This window comes from Paenibacillus profundus (assembly GCF_021369635.1).
In the GTDB taxonomy this organism is placed as follows: Bacteria; Bacillota; Bacilli; order Paenibacillales; family Paenibacillaceae; genus Paenibacillus_B; species Paenibacillus_B profundus.
Map to the genome: position 1 here is coordinate 41160 of NZ_JAJNBZ010000016.1, position 18266 is coordinate 59425.

At 50.1% G+C, this 18266-nt stretch carries 15 protein-coding genes; 7 read left to right on the forward strand and 8 right to left on the reverse strand.

Annotation, left to right across the window (positions count from 1 at the left end):
* The first annotated feature begins 79 nt into the window (after window positions 1-79).
* The 3 genes from LQV63_RS18190 to yfkAB all read left to right on the forward strand — a co-directional run bounded on the left by LQV63_RS18190 (window position 80) and on the right by yfkAB (window position 5086).
* On the forward strand, window positions 80-1207 hold the full coding sequence (locus LQV63_RS18190) for an HD-GYP domain-containing protein (protein ID WP_233697796.1): 1128 nt from the start codon (window positions 80-82) through the stop codon (window positions 1205-1207).
* A gap of 289 nt (window positions 1208-1496) precedes the next feature.
* On the forward strand, window positions 1497-3737 hold the full coding sequence (locus tag LQV63_RS18195; protein WP_233697797.1) for an MMPL family transporter: 2241 nt from the start codon (window positions 1497-1499) through the stop codon (window positions 3735-3737).
* 164 nt (window positions 3738-3901) lie between these two features.
* On the forward strand, window positions 3902-5086 hold the full coding sequence (gene yfkAB / locus LQV63_RS18200) for a radical SAM/CxCxxxxC motif protein YfkAB (RefSeq protein WP_233697798.1): 1185 nt from the start codon (window positions 3902-3904) through the stop codon (window positions 5084-5086).
* A gap of 888 nt (window positions 5087-5974) precedes the next feature.
* Here the strand turns inward: yfkAB and LQV63_RS18205 are convergent.
* Window positions 5975-6958, reverse strand: a complete 984-nt coding sequence (locus tag LQV63_RS18205) for a YpdA family putative bacillithiol disulfide reductase (RefSeq protein WP_019422746.1) — start codon at window positions 6956-6958, stop codon at window positions 5975-5977.
* 217 nt (window positions 6959-7175) lie between these two features.
* Between LQV63_RS18205 and LQV63_RS18210 the strand changes: the two genes are divergently transcribed.
* Window positions 7176-7889: an HAD family hydrolase gene (locus tag LQV63_RS18210; protein ID WP_233697799.1), complete on the forward strand. Its 714-nt coding sequence runs from the start codon at window positions 7176-7178 to the stop codon at window positions 7887-7889.
* A gap of 59 nt (window positions 7890-7948) precedes the next feature.
* On the opposite strand, the gene LQV63_RS18215 is transcribed toward LQV63_RS18210, so the two are convergent.
* Genes LQV63_RS18215 through LQV63_RS18235 form a run of 5 tightly spaced genes read right to left on the reverse strand, consistent with a single transcriptional unit; the run spans window position 7949 to window position 14210 of the window.
* Complete coding sequence (locus LQV63_RS18215) at window positions 7949-9157, reverse strand: YheC/YheD family endospore coat-associated protein (RefSeq protein WP_233697800.1); 1209 nt, start codon at window positions 9155-9157, stop codon at window positions 7949-7951.
* 20 nt (window positions 9158-9177) lie between these two features.
* Window positions 9178-10281 carry a YheC/YheD family endospore coat-associated protein gene (locus LQV63_RS18220; RefSeq protein ID WP_036704857.1) on the reverse strand — a complete coding sequence of 368 codons (1104 nt, stop codon included), beginning with the start codon at window positions 10279-10281 and terminating at the stop codon, window positions 9178-9180.
* A gap of 2 nt (window positions 10282-10283) precedes the next feature.
* On the reverse strand, window positions 10284-11660 hold the full coding sequence (locus LQV63_RS18225; RefSeq protein WP_233697801.1) for a YheC/YheD family endospore coat-associated protein: 1377 nt from the start codon (window positions 11658-11660) through the stop codon (window positions 10284-10286).
* The gene (locus LQV63_RS18230; protein ID WP_233697802.1) at window positions 11657-12829 is read right to left on the reverse strand and encodes a YheC/YheD family endospore coat-associated protein; all 1173 of its coding nucleotides are present in this window, start codon (window positions 12827-12829) and stop codon (window positions 11657-11659) included. Before LQV63_RS18230 ends, LQV63_RS18225 begins: the two co-directional genes overlap by 4 nt.
* 13 nt (window positions 12830-12842) lie before the next feature.
* On the reverse strand, window positions 12843-14210 hold the full coding sequence (locus tag LQV63_RS18235) for a YheC/YheD family endospore coat-associated protein (RefSeq protein ID WP_019422752.1): 1368 nt from the start codon (window positions 14208-14210) through the stop codon (window positions 12843-12845).
* Between the two features lie 147 nt (window positions 14211-14357).
* Here LQV63_RS18235 and LQV63_RS18240 point away from each other — a divergent pair, with 147 nt between their 5' ends.
* From LQV63_RS18240 to LQV63_RS18250, 3 genes are all read left to right on the forward strand, one after another.
* Entirely contained in the window at window positions 14358-15536 is a 1179-nt protein-coding gene (locus tag LQV63_RS18240) for a DUF445 family protein (protein ID WP_233697803.1), read from the forward strand.
* A gap of 79 nt (window positions 15537-15615) precedes the next feature.
* Complete coding sequence (locus tag LQV63_RS18245; RefSeq protein WP_019422754.1) at window positions 15616-15951, forward strand: YlbF family regulator; 336 nt, start codon at window positions 15616-15618, stop codon at window positions 15949-15951.
* A 102-nt stretch (window positions 15952-16053) separates the two neighbouring features.
* Window positions 16054-16359, forward strand: a complete 306-nt coding sequence (locus tag LQV63_RS18250; protein ID WP_233697804.1) for a hypothetical protein — start codon at window positions 16054-16056, stop codon at window positions 16357-16359.
* An 82-nt stretch (window positions 16360-16441) separates the two neighbouring features.
* Here LQV63_RS18250 and deoD read toward each other — a convergent pair whose 3' ends face one another.
* Window positions 16442-17146: a purine-nucleoside phosphorylase gene (gene deoD / locus LQV63_RS18255; RefSeq protein ID WP_233697805.1), complete on the reverse strand. Its 705-nt coding sequence runs from the start codon at window positions 17144-17146 to the stop codon at window positions 16442-16444.
* A 273-nt stretch (window positions 17147-17419) separates the two neighbouring features.
* Window positions 17420-18160 (reverse strand): Crp/Fnr family transcriptional regulator, encoded by a 741-nt coding sequence (locus LQV63_RS18260; RefSeq protein WP_233697806.1) that lies wholly within the window; start codon window positions 18158-18160, stop codon window positions 17420-17422.
* Between the last annotated feature and the right edge of the window lie 106 nt (window positions 18161-18266).

Consider the following 18266-nt stretch of genomic DNA (forward strand, 5'->3'; position numbering starts at 1 on the left):
ATTATAAAATAGAATTAAGACAGGGAATACGGATACATTTCGAAATTGTAAATAACTTAACATCAGGGGTTGACTCTGCTTGCGATGGGTACCAGTTCAAGCGTGCCGACCTGGCATGCGTTTAGCAAAAAAAATATTTAATGAAGAAGGTTTTGTCCTGCTGGAAGAGCACGTCGAACTGAACGCATCCTACATCCAACGATTGCTTGCGATGGGAGTCTCCCACGTATATATCGAAGATGAGTTGACTGAAGGTATAGATGCCCCGAACCTATTGAGTGAGGATACGCGCCGTATGGCCAACAAGACGATCCGGCAGCAGTTCAAGCTGCTGATGAACGATAAGACCTCGCGCAAACGGCCAGTATCCTCGATGATGAATCGCGCTTTTATTCAAGTGCTGGATGCCATTATTGACGATCTCTCCAATCATGATGAAGCGATGGTCATGCTGAATGATATTCAAACGACTGACCATTATTTATTCCGGCACTCGCTCAATGTATGTGTCTACACAACGCTGCTTGGCATGCACTACGGCTATGAGCGAGAGGCGTTGAAGACGTTGAGTATGGGGGCGCTTCTTCATGATATTGGCAAAACGCAAATTGACCTCCAAATATTGACCAAGCCCGGCAAGCTGACCGATTCTGAATTCGACCACATCAAGCAGCATGCGGAGTTAGGTTATCGCATCCTCAAGAATGAACCGAATATCCCGATCTTAGCCGCTCATTGTGCGTATCAGCATCATGAACGATTGAATGGTTGCGGATATCCGCGGGGTATAACCTCGCCGGACATCCACGAATATGCCAGATGGATTGGGATTACCGACTCCTATGATGCGATGACTACACATCGCGTCTATCGTCAAGCCATGCTGCCCCATGAAGCTCTGGAAATTTTGTACACAGGTTCGGGAACTTTATACGAGCAATCTATGCTTGCATTGTTCCGAGATCGAATCGCCGTCTACCCGATAGGCATGTCCATCGTATTAAGCAACGGGGAAACCGGTGTTGTCGCTTCCATCAACGCGCATTGTCCGCAGCGTCCCGTCGTTCGCATCTTGTACGATTCCGAAGGGAACCGTTTGTCTGCTCCGCGAGAACTTAATTTATCTGAATGCTTGCATATGATGATCGTAGGAGCCGATACTGAGAAAATTGACCCTGGTCGCAACGAAGCTTACAATGAGACTTAGAGTTATTAGTGTGTGTTCAAAAAGGCCACTTTTCAGCACCGAGAAGGTTGCAAGAACTCGAAGCGTATGCTTTCGAATCGAGTTTTGCTCCGCAAAACTTGCAAGGAGGAGCGGAGTGTAGGCGAGACTGCATGATCACCTGAAATGTTTCCGCAGGAAACATGCTTCGGAAGCATAAGCTCTTCGAGAGTGAATGCAAGATTCGAAGCCGAATAGCTTCTCGGAATATTACGTGATCAAAAGGGGATTTTTTGAACGACCTCTATTACATAAGCAGGGGGAACAAGGAGTGCGAGAAACAGATAAACACGGTCTGTTTTGGCATTGGGGCAAGCTGATGTACCGCCGGCGCCATTTGGTGTGGAGCGTGTGGGTGATAATTTTTTTGGTTATGGCCCTTTTTGCCTTTCAAGTGCCATCTATGCTCAAAGACAATGGATTTACGCCTGCTGGCAGTGAATCTGACAACGGATTGAATGTGCTGCGGGATGAGATGGGAATTTCGGCTACAATGATGGACATTGTCTATGAAAGCAAAGATGGTTCCTCACTGATGACGGATCAGGCAATGCAATTAATCGAACAGTCCTTGTCTAAGCTGCAAGAACAGCCGTACGTAACGGATCTGCACGTGCGTCAAGACGGCAGAATCGGGAATCGTCAGGACGTCACCTCGGTGAACGTCATTTTCAATATGGATACGAACGATGCTTTGGAACAATATCCGGACATCCGCAGGCTTATCCCCGATATTCCGAGCATGAACATATATGCTAGCGGCGCTACTCCGGTCTATTATGATATGCAGGAGGCAAGTAAGCGCGATATCGTGAAGTCGGAAATGATCGGCTTGCCGATAGCGCTCATTGTTTTGCTCATTGTATTCGGCACATTGCTTGCAGGGCTGCTGCCGCTCATCGTGGGCTTGTTCAGTGTCACAGTGACACTAGGATTATTGTACTTTATTGCGCTATCTACCGATTCGCTAAGCAATTTCCTGCCGAATGTCGTTACGATGCTGGGACTTGCGGTTGGGATTGATTACGCCTTATTCATGGTTAGCCGCTTCCGTGAGGAGCTGCGGTGCCAGCCTTCGATAGAGCAAGCGGTGGCGATGACTGCACAGCGGGCAGGGCAATCCATCTTCTTCTCTGGTGTTGCCGTGTTGATTGGGTTGGTTGCGATGGCATTTATCGACTTGTCCTTATTTCGTTCGTTAAGCTTGGGCGGAGTTATGGTCGTGTCGATGTCGGTAATTGTGGGGAATACACTGCTGTTGTCGCTTTTAGCGGTATTCGGAGAGAAAATTAATCGTTATCCTGTCATTCCCCGGCGCTTTCGCCGGAGCACTGACGGGGAAGAGAGCAGGTTCTGGAGCAAGATTGCTCATGGAGTCATGAAACGGCCGGTTACGATCGTAATATTGTTGTGCGCCATCCTCATTACGTGTGCCTTGCCAGTGGGAGGCATGAAGATTGGCATACCGGCTGCTGAGGTGCTGCCGCCGAAATACGAATCCAGATACGGCGCGGATTTAATGAATGAGGTCTATGATCCGCATGAATTGACCCCGGTTCAATTGGTGCTGCGGGCAGATAAGCCTTATACAGAGCTTGATACCATTCAAGCAGCTGAGAAATGGGCCGACCAAATCCGCAAGGTAGAAGGGGTGCGCCGTGTAGACAGTTATGTTGCGGCACTTGCCCAACTCCCTACTGCGGAAGCGAAAGCCGGTGCGCTGCAGAATGAACAGCTTCGGGCGCAATTGGAAGGCAGTCACTTGGTGAAAGGCCAGCTCATCATTATGCAGGTCATACCGGATGTCCAGCCTGACGGTGATGAAGCCTTCGAGCTAGTCCGTCAACTGCGTGAATTGGATTTGGGGAGCGATGTGAACGAGAAGTATGTTACAGGCGGGCCGGCTGTTCAATTGGACATTATCGACCGGATTACGAACGCTCTGCCGTATGTCGTCGGATTCATTCTGCTCGTGACCTACTTCGTTCTGTTCATTGCCTTCCGCTCTGTTCTGCTGCCGTTGAAGGCGGTGCTCATGAATATATTGAGCTTGGGGGCGAGCCTGGGCATCGTTGTGCTTGTGTTCCAGCATGGGTACTTGGCCGACTTGTTCCAGGTCACTTCAACAGGTATTGTGGTGGCGATGCTGCCAGTCATCATTTTCTGCGTCGTATTCGGCATATCTATGGATTATGAGGTATTTTTGCTCTCACGGATTGCGGAAGAATATGACCGGACGAAAAATAATGAACATAGTACGGTAGAAGGCTTGAAGAAGACCGGCAGCATTATTACGAGCGCTGCATTCATCTTGATTGTCGTCGTAGGCGCGTTCATATTTACGGATAACGAGATGATGAAAGCTATTGGACTTGGATTAGCCACATCTGTGCTGCTGGATGCGACACTAATTCGTGTGTTTCTAGTACCAGCTTTGATGAAGCTCATGGGCAAGTTGAATTGGTGGGCACCGAGATTGTTCCAGAGCAAGTCGGAGCGCAATGCAGCTTGAGGCACAGCTTCGGCGGATTACATTGTCGTTTACTGCATAGAGAGAACTGCATAATGGTTGCCGGTTCTGACTACAGGCCGCTAACTCCTATGAGAAGACGGGCAGAAATTGTAGAATAATGAGTTGACATGAAGAGGCAACTAGAAAGTTAGGTGGAATAACAGATGAAACAGCTGCAAGTGGAGAAGGAAACGAATGTAAATCATGAGCGCATTGCGAACGGGCTTCCGGACATTTCCCCGTATTATGATCCGTGGGATCCGATACGCTCCTTGCAAACCTATGGCCATCATGTGTTGACGAGCGTCGAGATGACCGTGGCGAATGTGTGCAATATGCGGTGTGAGCATTGTGCCGTCGGACACACGCTCACGATGATTGAGCCTCCGAAGCTCCCGCTTGACCTTATGCTGAAGCGTTTGGATGAGGTGGAGCATTTGGAGACGATCAGCATTACCGGCGGTGAACCGATGTTCCATGAGAAGACGGTGAAGGAATATATCGTCCCGATTCTCAAGTATGCTCGCGATCGAGGCATTCGTTCCCAGATCAACTCCAACTTGACGCTGGATATGCGCCGGTATGAGTGGATTGCGCCGTATTTGGACGTTATGCACATTTCTTTCAACTATACGTGCATGGAAGATTTCCATGCGGTTGGGTTCACGCACACGAGCCATGAAGTTAAATCTGGTGTGGCCGCCCGGCTGTATGAGCAAATGATCGAGAACACGCGCCGCTTGAGTGAAGCGGGCATGTATATATCCGCTGAATCGATGCTCAATTATCGGACACATGACAAGATGAGCGAGATCCATCGGCTTATTGATGAGATGGGCTGCAAACGCCATGAGGTTCATCCGATGTATCCGAGCTCCTTCGCAGAGCATTTACCGACGCTGCCTATATCCGATCTGCGTCAATCGATTCATCATCTCTTAGACACGCGCAACAAGGAAATGTGGATGCTCTTCGGTACGTTGCCGTTCTATTCCTGCAATAGTAATGGAGAAGATCAGGAACTGCTGAATCGGTTGAAATCGGAACCGATGGTGACGCTTCGCAATGACCCTGACGGACGCAACCGTCTGAACGTCAATCTCTTTACGGGGGACGTGTTCGTGACCGACTTTGCGGATATCCCTGCCTTCGGCAATATTCACAACGTGAAGCTGGACGATATATTCAATGCATGGCTGCATGAGCATCCGCTCTGCAAGACGGTGGATTGCTACTGTCCGCAAGCGTCCTGCTGCGGGCCTAACCTGCTTGTAGCTGAAATGTACTATAAAGGCGTAGACTTCAAGGAGCGGGAAGCCGCGATGAATGGCAAGGTTCCGGTACTGTGACGTATTAAAAACTGCTGCTCGATTGCAAGTAAATGGTGAAGGCGTTCCCAACGATGGGGCGCCTTTTTTCAATCTTATAGAATTTTTATAGATTCTTGGCGGGAGATGTCTACTGCTATGGAATCACTTTATCCTTCACGGAGAAGATATGTCTGTTCGCTCCCTTTGCCTCACTCTCCCCTCTAATCAGACAGCGGCATATCGTTCGACTATAAACGAGTATCCTTCACAAGTATAGAAAACAGATGGATGTGCTTCCGTTCTATGACCCTTAGATCCATTCTCCCATAGAGTCAGAAAGGAGCACGAGGAAGAGGAAGAGGTACAACTACATGCCGCTTAGTAAAGACACCATACCATGAAAACGACCGATCCTGACGGCAGAGAACTTGGCAGGATGCATAGTCGACATTGTTCGTACGGACTTCTGATGGAAGGGGAGAATGAAGCAAAGGGTCAGATGAGGGAACACCGTTAGTCAGCACACGTCACAGCACTAACGTAATATTTCGTTATAGAATTCCATGAAAGCGTCCGATCCTGACGGCAGAGAACTTGGCAGGATGCATAGTCGACATTGTTCGTACGGACTTCTGATGGAAGGGGAGAATGAAGCAAAGGGTCAGATGAGGGAACACCGTTAGTCAGCACACGCCACAGCACTAACGTAATATTTCGTTATAGAATTCCATGAAAGCGTCCGATCCTGACGGCAGAGAACTTGGCAGGATGCATAGTCGACATTGTTCGTACGGACTTCTGATTGAAGGGGAGAATGAAGCAAAGGGGCAGATGAAGCGAAAGAAAAACGAAGTAGTAAGCAAGCGAGGCTGTACGGAACATCGCTCACGTACAGCCCCGTTTATTTTGCAGGCTGCGACACAGCCGTCATTGTTCCATCGTCGCGACGATATGCTCTGCGATCAGGCGTCCGTGGTGCCTGCCGGTCTCGATAAATACTTCGTTCGCGTTGCGTCCCGAAGCGATTACTCCAGCGACATATAAGCCGGGTACATTCGTCTCCATCGAGTTCTCATGGAACACGGGCTTCTCGCGATCATCCTGCAGATCAACGCCGCTTTCCGTCAACAGCTTGCGATCGGGACGAAAGCCTGTCAAAGCAAGCACGAAATCGCAAGCGACATAGTCCACTTTCCCTTCTGAATCTTGAATGTGCACCCGATCCTGCTCGATGCTCACGACCTGCGAGGAGAAGCGCATATGTATGCGTTCCTTGGTGATCATGCTTTCAAATATCGGACGAACCCAAGGCTTGATATTGTCAGACAGCTCATGGCCGCGGTATACGACGGTGACGTTGGCCCCTGCTCGCAATAGTTCGAGCGAGGCGTCAACGGCTGAATTGTTGCCTCCGATAATGATGACATTCATCCCTGCATACGGATGGGCTTCCTGAAAGTAATGCGTGACGTGCGGCAAGCTTTCACCCGGAATCCCCAACAGATTCGGATGATCAAAATAACCGGTCGCGATGACAACGAAGCGCGCTTCGCGCGTTAACGCTGAGCCGTTCCGCAGCTTCGTATGAAGCGTGAACCTCCCATCATCCTCTTTACGAATATGGGTTGCCTCTTCATATGAGCTGATGCGCAGCTGATATTGTTCCGCTACCTTGCGGTAATAGACCAGCGCCTCATGGCGAAACGGCTTGTCGTGCGGCGTAGTAAACGGCACGCTGCCGATTTCGAGAAGCTCCGGGGTGCTGAAGAATTGCAGATGCGTAGGATAACGGTAAATCGAATGGACCAGGCAATGCTTTTCAATGACTAAAGGATTAAGCCCTATCCGTTGTAATTCAATGGCTGCAGACAGTCCGCACGGACCGGCGCCAATAACTATGGCTTGTTCCAACTTAATCTCCTCCGTGTGACATGTTGTGTGGCGTTGCGATTTGATATTAGAAAATATCTTCAAGTTCCATGTTAACGGAAAGTGGAGTCCATTTCCATGGCGCATACTTACAAAAAGTTAACAATATTTATCGCTCTCTTCCTCCAGTTTTCGTACAAAGTATGTTATATTATTCTCATTGACTCATTGAATAACATAAAAAGACGGAGGGTATTCCATGACAACTTCCACAGCTGCATCTCGTTCCGGTCAATCGTTACCACGGCCGGAGGCGATGATTTTCGATATGGACGGAACGCTGTTCCGGACGGAAACGCTGCTTATCCCTGCGTATCACCGCTTGTTCGATCAACTGCGAAGCGAAGGGCTGTTCGAGGGGCCTACACCGCCGGAGGAGTTGATTCTAAGCTCTCTTGGCATGCTGCTTGAGGCGATCTGGAAGCGAGTCATGCCGGATGCCAGCGATGAAGCAAGACAGCGCGCGGACGATTTATTGCTGGAATACGAGCTTGCCGGCTTAACGGAAGGCCACTCGGAACTGTATCCACAAGTGCGTGAGACGCTATCGGAGCTTCATAAGGCGGGCGTAAAGCTATTCGTGGCGAGCAATGGCTTGGAGGATTATGTCCAAGGTGTCTCTGATGCTCACTGTTTAACAGAATTATTTACGGGAATCTACAGCGCGGGCGGAAGACAGACATCTACGAAAGTGGAGCTTGTTCAGCTGCTGCTTCAGGAACATAATATTGCCTCCGCGTGGATGGTCGGAGACCGTTCTTCGGATGTGGAAGCGGGCAAAGGAAATGAACTGACCGTTATCGGCTGCCAATATGCCGGCTTCGGAAGAGAGGAAGAGCTGCAAGGCTCCGACTGCTTCATATATCAATTTGAGGAGTTGCTGGAGCTGTACCGAACTTCTGCACGAAAATAACAATAGCCACATGTAAAAGGCGCAGCCCGAACGATGGGCTGCGCCTTCTGTACTATGAATCAGAGAGAGCTTGAGGAGGATTCAACATTATCCTCATTGGTTTCAGTATCCGCCGCTTCCTCCTCGACGCGTGTGTCGTCAGAGTGCAGATTCGCAAGTATGGTGCGGTTATTCTTCTGCTTATAGAGCCACGAGGCGTACTCTAACGGCCGTGTAATGGCCAGACGATACGTTTCCCGGTCGCCAGTGCGGATGAATACTTCACGGGCCGGCTTCGGATTGACTTCAAGCAGCCATACATGCCCGCTGCGATCGATTGCCAAGTCGAGCGCCAGCTCGCACAGGGCTCCATATTTCTGCTCCAGGAATTGGGCGATCTCCAAGCTTGCCTCTTCCGCCTCTTTTTTGACAGCTTTCATCCGCTCTTCATCGCCAATCCATTGACGCAGCAGTTCATCCATGCGGACCGCTTCACCACCGCCATGCAAATTGGACGTAATGCTCTTTATGGCACCGACGCGTCCGGCACAGCCCGTCACCGCCCATTTGCCTGAGCCATTTTTCTGCACGAGCATGCGATAATCGTGCACTCTTCCGCTTGGAAGGTTGAGGGAGATGCCCTGTTGGACCAAATAGCGCTCCTTGGCGTTCCAAGATGATAATTTGGCTGACAATTGGGATAACGTCATCTTTTGGGGACGGATGATGCGGCGTTGATGGTCGCGTCCCTGAACGTAGACAGTCTGCGTGTTGGAGCGGATTCGCTCTATGCGCAGTATGCCGCGTCCGCCAGTTCCATTAATCGGCTTCAAGTATACGAGGGGAAATTGCTTCAGCAAGAGCTGTACATCTTGCACAGATGAGTACAATCGAGTGATAGGAAGGTGCTGCTTGACGTAGGACACGGTCGAGAGTACTTGATAAATCGTCCATTTGTTGCGCAGCGGCCGATTCAGGAACAACAAGTGATTGTACTTGCTGCGAAATCGCTTTAACTGTTCAAAGCGGTAGCTCTTTTGGATACGGCAGCGGTCAAAAATCATATTCGGAAACCGGGTCCATTTCCGTGACCAGCGGCCGGTCTCCGGATGATAGCACATCGCATAAATACGTTGCTGTTGGTCATCGACATCTTGCGGCGTGAATACATATACGTCAAGTCCGATTTTTTTGCCCGCTGCAATCATTTTCTGATAGATGGGCCGTTCTTCAAGCTGTTTGTGATCATTCAAGTAAAGGGTTAGTATACCAAGAACCGGTTGAGCCAAGCGTGTTCACCTTCCTCTCGTCATCCGCTTGGTTTCGCGAGGAATGTGCTATATTGAAAAATGCGCTCCAGCGAGCGTTTGCGAATGTGAGGTTCATCAAATTTCATCGGTTTGGCATTCGCCTCGAAGAACCAGATGCCGCCGCCTGCGTCTACGCCCAAGTCCATTGACATTTCACCCAGCGTATATTCGGAGCCGCGTTCGACTTGGCGTGCGATGACAAGCGCGGTGTTTTTGGCCCGTACGAATATTCGCCTCGATTGCTCTGATCCGAAGATGGTCGTGAGCAGCTTCTCGGGATCGTCGATGCTTCCTCCGCGCGGCACGTGTGTCGTAATGCTCATGGAACCGGCTACCCTTGCGCCGACACCGGTAATGTCCCACTGCCCCTTGCTGTTCTTCTGCACCAATACTCGCAGATCAAAAGGGCGGCGGTTAATCGTTGCGAGCGAAATGCCCTGCTGCACAATGTAATCATATTGTCCTGCTTGCTTGCGAATACGGGTCCACAGCTTGGATATGGTGGCGCATTTGTAGGAGGTGTTTTTCTTTTTATCTTGTATCTTCAAGCGAAATTTCAACGCTTTCGTATGATTGACGCGGAGCGTCATGATGCCTACCCCGGCTTTCCCCGTTTCTGGCTTTAAATAGAGATAGGGATGTTTATGCAGCATTTTGCCTAAGGAAACGGATGTCTTTAACCGCCTTGTGGAAGGAATGAATTTTCGGGTAGTGCGCGACTTCTTCAGCCACTCGAACAAATGCCATTTGTTAAAGAAATATGGATTGAACATGCGAATGGTCGGATGGGCGATAATTTCTTCAATTTTGCTGCGGACTGAAGGCAGGTTCTCATCCTCTCGAAGTGGGATGCGGTTATATACCACTTGAGGCAGCGGGAACCATTCCTGCTGCCATGCCTCCTTATCAAAATGGTACGAATGTCCAATCACACGCCTTGCATGAAGCTTTAAATCTTTGGCCGTTATAATATACACGATAAATCCAAGTTCTTTTCCAGTTCGTAAAATGTCGATAAAATTGTCCCGGTTGCCGCGAAAATTTTCTTTGTCATCATCTATCGTGAGGATCGCTACTACCGGAAGCTGCTCTTGATCCAACATGCTCACGTCGATTCCTCCCTGCGAAATTTGCTCAGGTACAGGCAGTGTTCTAGGATGTGCTCAATCGACGATTGCCCTTCGTTTTTTAATGAGGGATGCTTGAAGATAGAGCGCCCTGGCTTCGCATTGGCCTCAAACATCCACACCTGCTCATCGCGGTCAATGCCGAGATCAAACCCGAGTTCTCCCAATAAATGAGGGTGATTGCGTTCGATGGCTTCTGCCAATTCGATGGCGACCTGCTTGGAATTATCTAACACCTCTTCTGCACGTGCACCGAACGCGCGCTGGAGTGCCTGCTCTGGTGTCATGAGCCTCCCGCCGTTCTTCACATGCGTGGTCACACTGCCTTTCCCCGCTTTTTTGGCTCCAATGCCGACGACGACCCATTTATCCTCTCCGTCCTTATGCATATGGAAGCGGAAGTCGATGGGACAACCGTCGATTTCGATGAGGCGCACCCCTTGCTGAACGACATAGTTGCGCAAGGAGCGTCCGTGTCTTGCTTCAAGCATTCGAATCAAGCTCGAGAACTGCTTAAAGCGCAGAAGCACATTTTTGCCGTTGTTTGTATAGCGGGCGAAGTAGCCTTTCTTAGGCAAATAAGTGAGCCGGTAAATGCCGATGCCCAAGCTGCCGGCGGTCGGCTTGTAATAGACGAACTGATGCCGATCCAGCATGGCGCGGATGATGTCGGGTGTCGGATTCATAATGGATTCGGGAACGTACCGATTCGCATTCAATTCATCTTTCAACAGAGCGTACACATCGGATTTATTAAAAAAGCTCCAGTTAAAGAACGGTATTTTCTTCTTCATAAAACGTTCGCGGAGTGCGTTGATGGACGTTGATGTTTCCGCCCTGCGGCTCGGCAGGCGGTTGTATACGACATCGGGGAGCGGAACCGTCTTCCGCACCCACGCACCTGAGTCGGTAACGAAGAAAGCATGCACGGTGTCATTTTGCCAATTGACGTCGCGCGGACTGAAGGCGAAGACGTAGGCTTTCTTGTTGCCGGAGCGCAGAATTTGCTTAATAAAGCCGGTGCGGCTGCCGAATGGACTCGTGGTTGAACGTGAAGAGGTGTCGGACATGACGCCGATTAAAGGGCCCAACTGCAAGTCACCCTCGTGTTCATTCAGCAAATAGACGAGACCGGACTTAGGTACTCGAAACGAACTTCGCAAGCCGGCCGTAACATACAGATGTTTGCCGGGTTTTTTAATCGGTTTGACCGTGGCGGGTACGCTGGTTTTCCCCAACCTGAGCCGTACGGACTTTTTTCCGGCAAGCTTCAACTGCTTCAACAGTGAGTTGGACACGTATAAGATCTTCTCGGAATTTGGCGTCAAATGGACGTTGCATACCGTCAAACTCATGGACTAACCCTCCTAAGATATCGAACCATTACATAGCGCGCATACAATATGGGGTTCTCCACGGATTTTATGGCGGCTTCCTGCTCGCCCGTCTGCCTGAAAACCGACCTGCCCGGCTTGGAATTGACTTCAAGGAGCCACAGGCGGGCTTCACGGTCAATTCCGAAATCCAGACCGACCTCAGTCAAACGACCGTGGCGCGCTTCTAGAATCGGTGGAATGATTTCGCTGTAAGAGCGAAGCTGTTGCACGAGACGTTGTACGTGTTCTGGTTCGAATTGGCTTTCCAAGAATGGAACGACCGAAACGGCATGACCGCCTCCATGTAAGTTCGAAGTGATGCTGTGCTGCCGCCCGACACGGGCGGCCATTCCCGTAAAGCTCCAACGCCCCTTCTCATTTTTTTGCATCAGGATACGTATATCAAACGGTTCACCTGTTTGCGTAACCAAAGTTAAGTAGGGCTGCACGATAAATTTACGCTTGCCGATGAACCGGGCAATCCATTTCAATCCTTCACCGGGATGCGCAAAGGTACGATGGATTGGGCGATTGCGTTCGTCCCGGCCGCGAAGTTGCAAGTAAGCTCCAAGGACAGAAGCATCTCTTTCATTACCGGCAGATGCATCGCTGCCGAACAGGCGGCGAACATGAAGTGTGGATTTGCCGTGCGTTCCACCGTGGGGCTTAAGAAATAGTTCTCCCCCGCACTCGTTCAACTGGTCGGCTAAACTGCCTGCTCCGGCGAACAATCGGGTTCTGGGCAAAATGTCAAGTAAGAACGGTTCCTTGGATAATGATTGGTATACGTCCCATTTTCCACGCAAGCCGATGCCGAGCAAGGTGACGTTTGCATCCCGAATCAGTCTGGCAATAGCGGTGCGGGTTCTTCGATATTGGTTGCTATTGGAATAAGCGCAGCGGTCATATAAGAGTGAAGGCAATGGGACGATGCGTTGCACCCATCCGTGTGTGCCGTAGACATACCCGCTTACGGTAAGGTCGTGCCAATGAACCCAACGCGGAGAGAAGACGACGACCTGTACGCCGTACTTGTGACCGATCTTGCACAGCTTGCGGCAATACGCCGCTTCGGTAAATGGAGGTGATCCTTGCGAATCGCATTCTAGCACGCCAAGCGCATATTCCTTTGGCTGGTCTTCACTCATCTATGCCACCTCCTCAGAAGCCGCTAAGAAAACGGGAATACTCGACAATCTTGCGTACGGAAGGCCGAATCTTATTGTCATTCAGGGGCGTATTGTCATTTTTGGAAGGCTTGGAATTTACCTCGAGAAGCCATACTCTACCGGAGGAGTCCACGGCAAGATCGATGCCTAATTCCCCGAAATGAGCGGGGATGTGCGTATCAACGCCTCGCGCAATATCAAGCGCCGCTTTTTTTAGACGGACATGAACATCGCTCTTGGTATTAGAAGGGAGATTCGCCTTATTGACAGCTTCCTTCACCGTGCTGAGCGAGCCGCCGCGTGCCAGATTCGATACGAAATGTTGGGTGCTTGCGATGCGGGCGACGATGGAGGTTATCGTCCATTTGCCGGTAGCATTCTTCTGTACGAGCGCGCGGAAATCGACCGGACGCTTTCCGTGATCGATTAACGTCAACCCCTGTTGAATCTGGTACCGGTTGTTCTTCATTTTGCTCGACAGACTGGAGAACAGCTTAAGCAGGCTGGTGTATTGTTGGCGTTTCGTGCCATTGATGGTGGAATACATGGCCTGATAGCCGCTGTCCTGCATACGGGTTATGCGGACGATACCTTTCCCGAGACTGCCTCTTGCGGGCTTGAGAAACACCGTATTGTAGCGGGAACACATCGACTTTAACATCGTGAAGTTCCGCAACAAATGCGATTCAGGCAAATACCGGGCGAGTTCCGCATCATGCTGCAGCGCATCGAATACCTCGGTTTTATCCAAAAACTTTTCATTGAAAATGTGGGACTGATACCGTGATTTTACTTCTTTCATAAAATGCTGTACGCTAGGTTTGTTCTCCAGTTTGCGTGAGGTCAAGCGGTTGTTGATTACGTCGGGAACAGGCGTGTTTGTCTTCTGCCAGCTTCCGTTTGCGAAGACCCAAGCTTGCACGATGTGCAGATCCTGAATTTGTTCAGGAGTGAAGAAACAGACCAGTGCCCCTTGAGATCGGCAGGCATCTACGAGTTCCTTGCAGAACATCGTAATTTGCCCGAACGGCTTATCCGGGGTATCGGGGCGATCACGGCTGATTAGCACGCCGATGAGAGGGCCGAGACAGAGTGTCTGACTGGACGGCTTGTAGACGATTCGAAGCGAGTGGCCCGAGAGGAGTCCCATGCTTCGTGCAAGAACATGATTCATTCGTAGCCCGTCAAAGCGGGGAATCGGTACGACCGACACACGGTGCTTGAAGGAGCCGAAACGCAGGGTAAGGGGCTGATTAACGGGAATTTTCCACTGTTTGACGATTGCTTCGCCCAACATGAGCACTTCTTCTCGCAAGATGCCGGAGCTTACCACCTGGAGCGTCACTTTAGATTTAGACATGAAGGATCTCCTTCCAACAACAACTTGCAGTCATTCATACGGTAAATACCCGCATGGGTCGATACAGGCAAACCGTATACGTTAATTTATCATATGAGGACATATTTCCCTTGGTGATGACCTACACCAGGAAAAGGAGGGAGAGACATGCCCAATTGGCTTTTTATTGTGTTTAGTGTCTGCGTAGCTGCCCTGGTCGGTGGAGTGACGAACCATTTTGCTATAAAAATGCTGTTTCATCCGCGCGAACCGGTTCGAATTGGGAGATGGCGTGTCCCGTTCACTCCTGGACTCATTCCGAAACGGAGAGAGGACATCGCAGCTTCATTAGGAGAGGTTGTGTCCGAATATTTAGTGACAAGCGACGGGCTTCGCGTCATGCTGGACAGACCCGATGTGCGGGAGCGTGCGGTTCAGGCTGTCACGCAGTATATCGAGGCGTGGCTCAAGGATGAACGTACCGTGAAGCAATGGACGGCTTCTTTGTTCCCGAATGAAGAGTGGGATGAATTGAAGCTCCGGTTAGCTTCGCGTCTGGATCGATTGACAGAGCAGGGGCTTACATCCTGGCTGACTGCCAAGGGATGGGACGAACGCCCGTTATCCGAATGGATTCCAATCGGAACGGAGGAGTCAAGGCAGCGCATGTCGGACAATGCCGCGGCCGCAGTGCTGCACTCGCTTCAGAAAGAGCTGACGTCACTGCAGGGTCAGCGCATGTTAACCCGAATGGCGAAGGAGGTCATTGACCGTGCCCAAGGTTTCTTCGGCGCCATGGCGGCTATAGTTGTAGATGAGGATAAGCTCGTCTCCCGGATGTCGCCTGTCATTATAGAGCAGTTGCAATCGCCTGCGGTGCAAGCTGCGGTATCGCAGTTCATATCTGGTAAGCTTGCCGAATGGGTAAGCCTGCCGCCTGCGCAATTGGTGCGCGCATGGGCAGATTTGAAGGACGAGGAAGATGCGATGGACTTCGTTATCCGGAAATTGCAGTTATGGATTCAATGGGATCAGCGCTTAGAACGGTTGGCGGAGGTGAGGCCGGCACAATGGCTGGATGAAGTGAAGTCGGCCTGGATGCCTTACGTTCCGCGTATCGTCAATGGAGCTATAACGCTGATTGACCGCAATCTGGATCAGATTGTCCGGGCGGCACGATTAGAGGAAGTCGTGCGCTCTCAGGTGGAGCAATTTCCGGTAGAACGGTTGGAGACGATTATTTTGAGCGTCTCAGGCAAAGAATTCCGGGCGATTACGTGGCTGGGGGCGTTATTGGGCGGAATTATCGGCCTGTTCCAGTCGTTTGTTCTGCTAGCTGTCGGATAAACGTCATAAATGGGAATGAAACGGTGAAATGAACTGTGTTATGCTGACTAATGTATTTTTTCCGAAAGGATGAGATGAAATGAATGTATATGACAAAGCTCATGATTTAGCACGCGCTCTGCAATCCTGCGAGGAGGCTCAATCCGTCGAAGAAGCGATGAAAGCAATTGAAGGAGATACAGATAGCAAACGCATGCTTGACGATTTCCGTGCACGCCAGATGGATATGCAGCAGAAGATGATGACTGGGGAAATGCCGGCACAAGAAGAGATGGAGAAGATGGAGAAGATGTTTGAGGTCATCAGCATGAATCCGGACATCGCCCGTCTGTTCGATGCAGAACGCCGTCTTGCGGTTATCATTCAAGACGTAAACAAGATTGTCTCTGAATCGCTAGGTCATCTGTATCAATAAGGACATCAGTCATCATTCATGAATGTCATGCATACGCTCTAGTATAGGACAAGAGCACGGCTGATTGCCTATGTCGCCGTGTCGAAAGCAAGGAGCGTAGCCATGATGAATAAATTCATGAATTCGGCCTCCGTCGGGCGCCGCAGGTGGAAGCATGTCGTGTATATTGCATTGGTCTTGGCCATGCTGCTTGTCGTGCTGCCCACCATTTCATTGAAGGAAGGCCTGACGCCGGCAGTCTGGTTCGGCATCGTGTGGGCAGCGTTCGCCCTGCTGGTCATCGCCGCCCATTTGCATCGCTTGCTCCGGGTGGATGAAGAGACGGAGCGACGGCTGAAGCACATTAAGCGGGAGAAGGTGCGCCGGTGGAAAGTACGGTTGACGCAGCGCACAGAGCGGATGAAGTAACATAACGAAGAGCCCTTGACTGCATTCACGCAGGAAAGGGCTCTTTTGAAAGGCTGATATCAGTACGAGATCAAAAGGGACATCAGGATATTGCGGTCTCCAAAGCGACTTCAATCATATCATTAAAGGTGGTCTGGCGTTCTTGAGACGACGTCTGTTCTCCGGTCAAAATATGATCGCTTACGGTCAGCAATGCGAGCGCTTGAATCTGGTGCTTCGCTGCCAGCGTGTAGAGCGCCGCCGCCTCCATTTCTACCGCAAGCACACCGTACCGTCCCAGCTTCATCGTCATTTCTTCATTGCCGCCATAGAAGAAATCAGAAGACAGAATATTGCCGACGCGCAGGTTCAACCCTTTCGCGACACCGATATCATAAGCGCTCCGCAGCAGGTCGAAGCTGGCAATTGGCGAGTAATCATACCCAGGGAACGTATGCTGATTAAGGGAAGAGTCCGTGCATACGGCTTGTGCCAGCAGGACGTCGCGCAGCTTGACGTCTTGTTGAATTGCACCGCATGTGCCTACGCGAATGAGCGTTTTGCAGCCGTAATCTTGAATGAGCTCCGTAGCGTAAATGGAGAATGAAGGAATCCCCATTCCTGAGCCCTGCACGGACACAGGCTGCCCTTTATACGTGCCGGTATACCCCAGCATGCCTCTGACTTGATTATAACAGACGGCATCCGTTAGAAACGTCTCTGCAATATACTTCGCCCGCAGCGGATCTCCCGGCATCAAGACGATGGGGGCGATGTCTCCGGCTTTCGCTTCCAAGTGAACACTCATGTTGAATCCCTCCATGTTATCGTTAATAGTGAACCAAGCGCCTTCCATTTTAAACACTCACATATTTGAAAGCGGTTACTACCTATTCTTAACGATACCATGAATCTCAATCCTGTTTCCGTGAAGCAGTCGCCCCAGATTCTGTGAACAATTTCACCAAAATTATGATTGGTATTTAACTGAAACGCTTACATTTTGGATTTATAATGAAGACAAGCCTCGTGACAAAGATAGCTTTAGGTGCGTATTAAAAGGTCGCTTTTGAACAATCCGTTAGCGTAATTTGGACGCCGAACCGCATTCTGAACGCCATTTGCGGGATGACGTAACGTCCTGCATGTCGTCGCACATGGATTGAAGCCGTTCCAAATCGGTAATGTAAATATACTTTTGCTGCATGACTAAGATGCCTTCTTCATGGAAGTCGCGCATCACTTTGGAAATGGATTCGCGTGTTACCCCAATCATGGTGGACAGCAGGTGATGCGTTAATTTACATTCAATTTTGTAAGCGGATTCATGAGGCTTTCCTAAATTGTAGTACAGATCCAGAATCAAGTTGGCTGCTTTCAGCCTAACGTCCAAATAGGACAAGTAGCGCACTTTATGATTCATTACGCGCAAATGGTCGAGTAAGCGTTGGTATGCGCGGCGCAATATTGCGGGATGCTCGTCCATCACACGCAGAAAGTCCGGTCGGCTGATGACCCAGAAGTGAGAAGGCTCCATCGTCTCGATCGAAGCGACGCGATGCTGATGGTCTGCAATCGCTTCCATTTCTCCGACGACATCGCCGGGAAACTGAAAGTTGAAAATAATTTCTTTATCTTGATGAAGGCGGTACACCTTGACCAAGCCTTCGCGAAGAATATATAAGTCTGTGCCTTGATCTTCTTCATAAATTAAAATCTGACTCTTCTTATAGCTGCGAGCTTTAAGCAAGGGGGCGATGTCTTCGCATTCTGCAGCAGTCAAATCTTGAAACATGAAGACATCGCGCAAATCATCAATCATGGGTGCCTCCTATCCCGACAGGATTGCCGGATGCAAGGACCTGTCGCAGAACTGTATTTATCTTCTATCCACATATTACATGACGGGGGCAAGTTAATCCAATAGA

Excerpts from the sequence above, each read along its gene's own strand:
- LQV63_RS18230 (WP_233697802.1), bottom strand. The coding sequence starts at position 12,829 with ATGAGTGAAGACCAGCCAAAGGAATATGCGCTTGGCGTGCTAGAATGC.
- LQV63_RS18210 (WP_233697799.1), top strand. The coding sequence starts at position 7,176 with ATGACAACTTCCACAGCTGCATCTCGTTCCGGTCAATCGTTACCACGG.
- yfkAB (WP_233697798.1), top strand. The coding sequence starts at position 3,902 with ATGAAACAGCTGCAAGTGGAGAAGGAAACGAATGTAAATCATGAGCGC.
- deoD (WP_233697805.1), bottom strand. The coding sequence starts at position 17,146 with ATGAGTGTTCACTTGGAAGCGAAAGCCGGAGACATCGCCCCCATCGTC.
- LQV63_RS18235 (WP_019422752.1), bottom strand. The coding sequence starts at position 14,210 with ATGTCTAAATCTAAAGTGACGCTCCAGGTGGTAAGCTCCGGCATCTTG.
- LQV63_RS18250 (WP_233697804.1), top strand. The coding sequence starts at position 16,054 with ATGATGAATAAATTCATGAATTCGGCCTCCGTCGGGCGCCGCAGGTGG.
- LQV63_RS18260 (WP_233697806.1), bottom strand. The coding sequence starts at position 18,160 with ATGATTGATGATTTGCGCGATGTCTTCATGTTTCAAGATTTGACTGCT.
- LQV63_RS18225 (WP_233697801.1), bottom strand. The coding sequence starts at position 11,660 with ATGAGTTTGACGGTATGCAACGTCCATTTGACGCCAAATTCCGAGAAG.
- LQV63_RS18220 (WP_036704857.1), bottom strand. The coding sequence starts at position 10,281 with ATGTTGGATCAAGAGCAGCTTCCGGTAGTAGCGATCCTCACGATAGAT.
- LQV63_RS18240 (WP_233697803.1), top strand. The coding sequence starts at position 14,358 with ATGCCCAATTGGCTTTTTATTGTGTTTAGTGTCTGCGTAGCTGCCCTG.
- LQV63_RS18245 (WP_019422754.1), top strand. The coding sequence starts at position 15,616 with ATGAATGTATATGACAAAGCTCATGATTTAGCACGCGCTCTGCAATCC.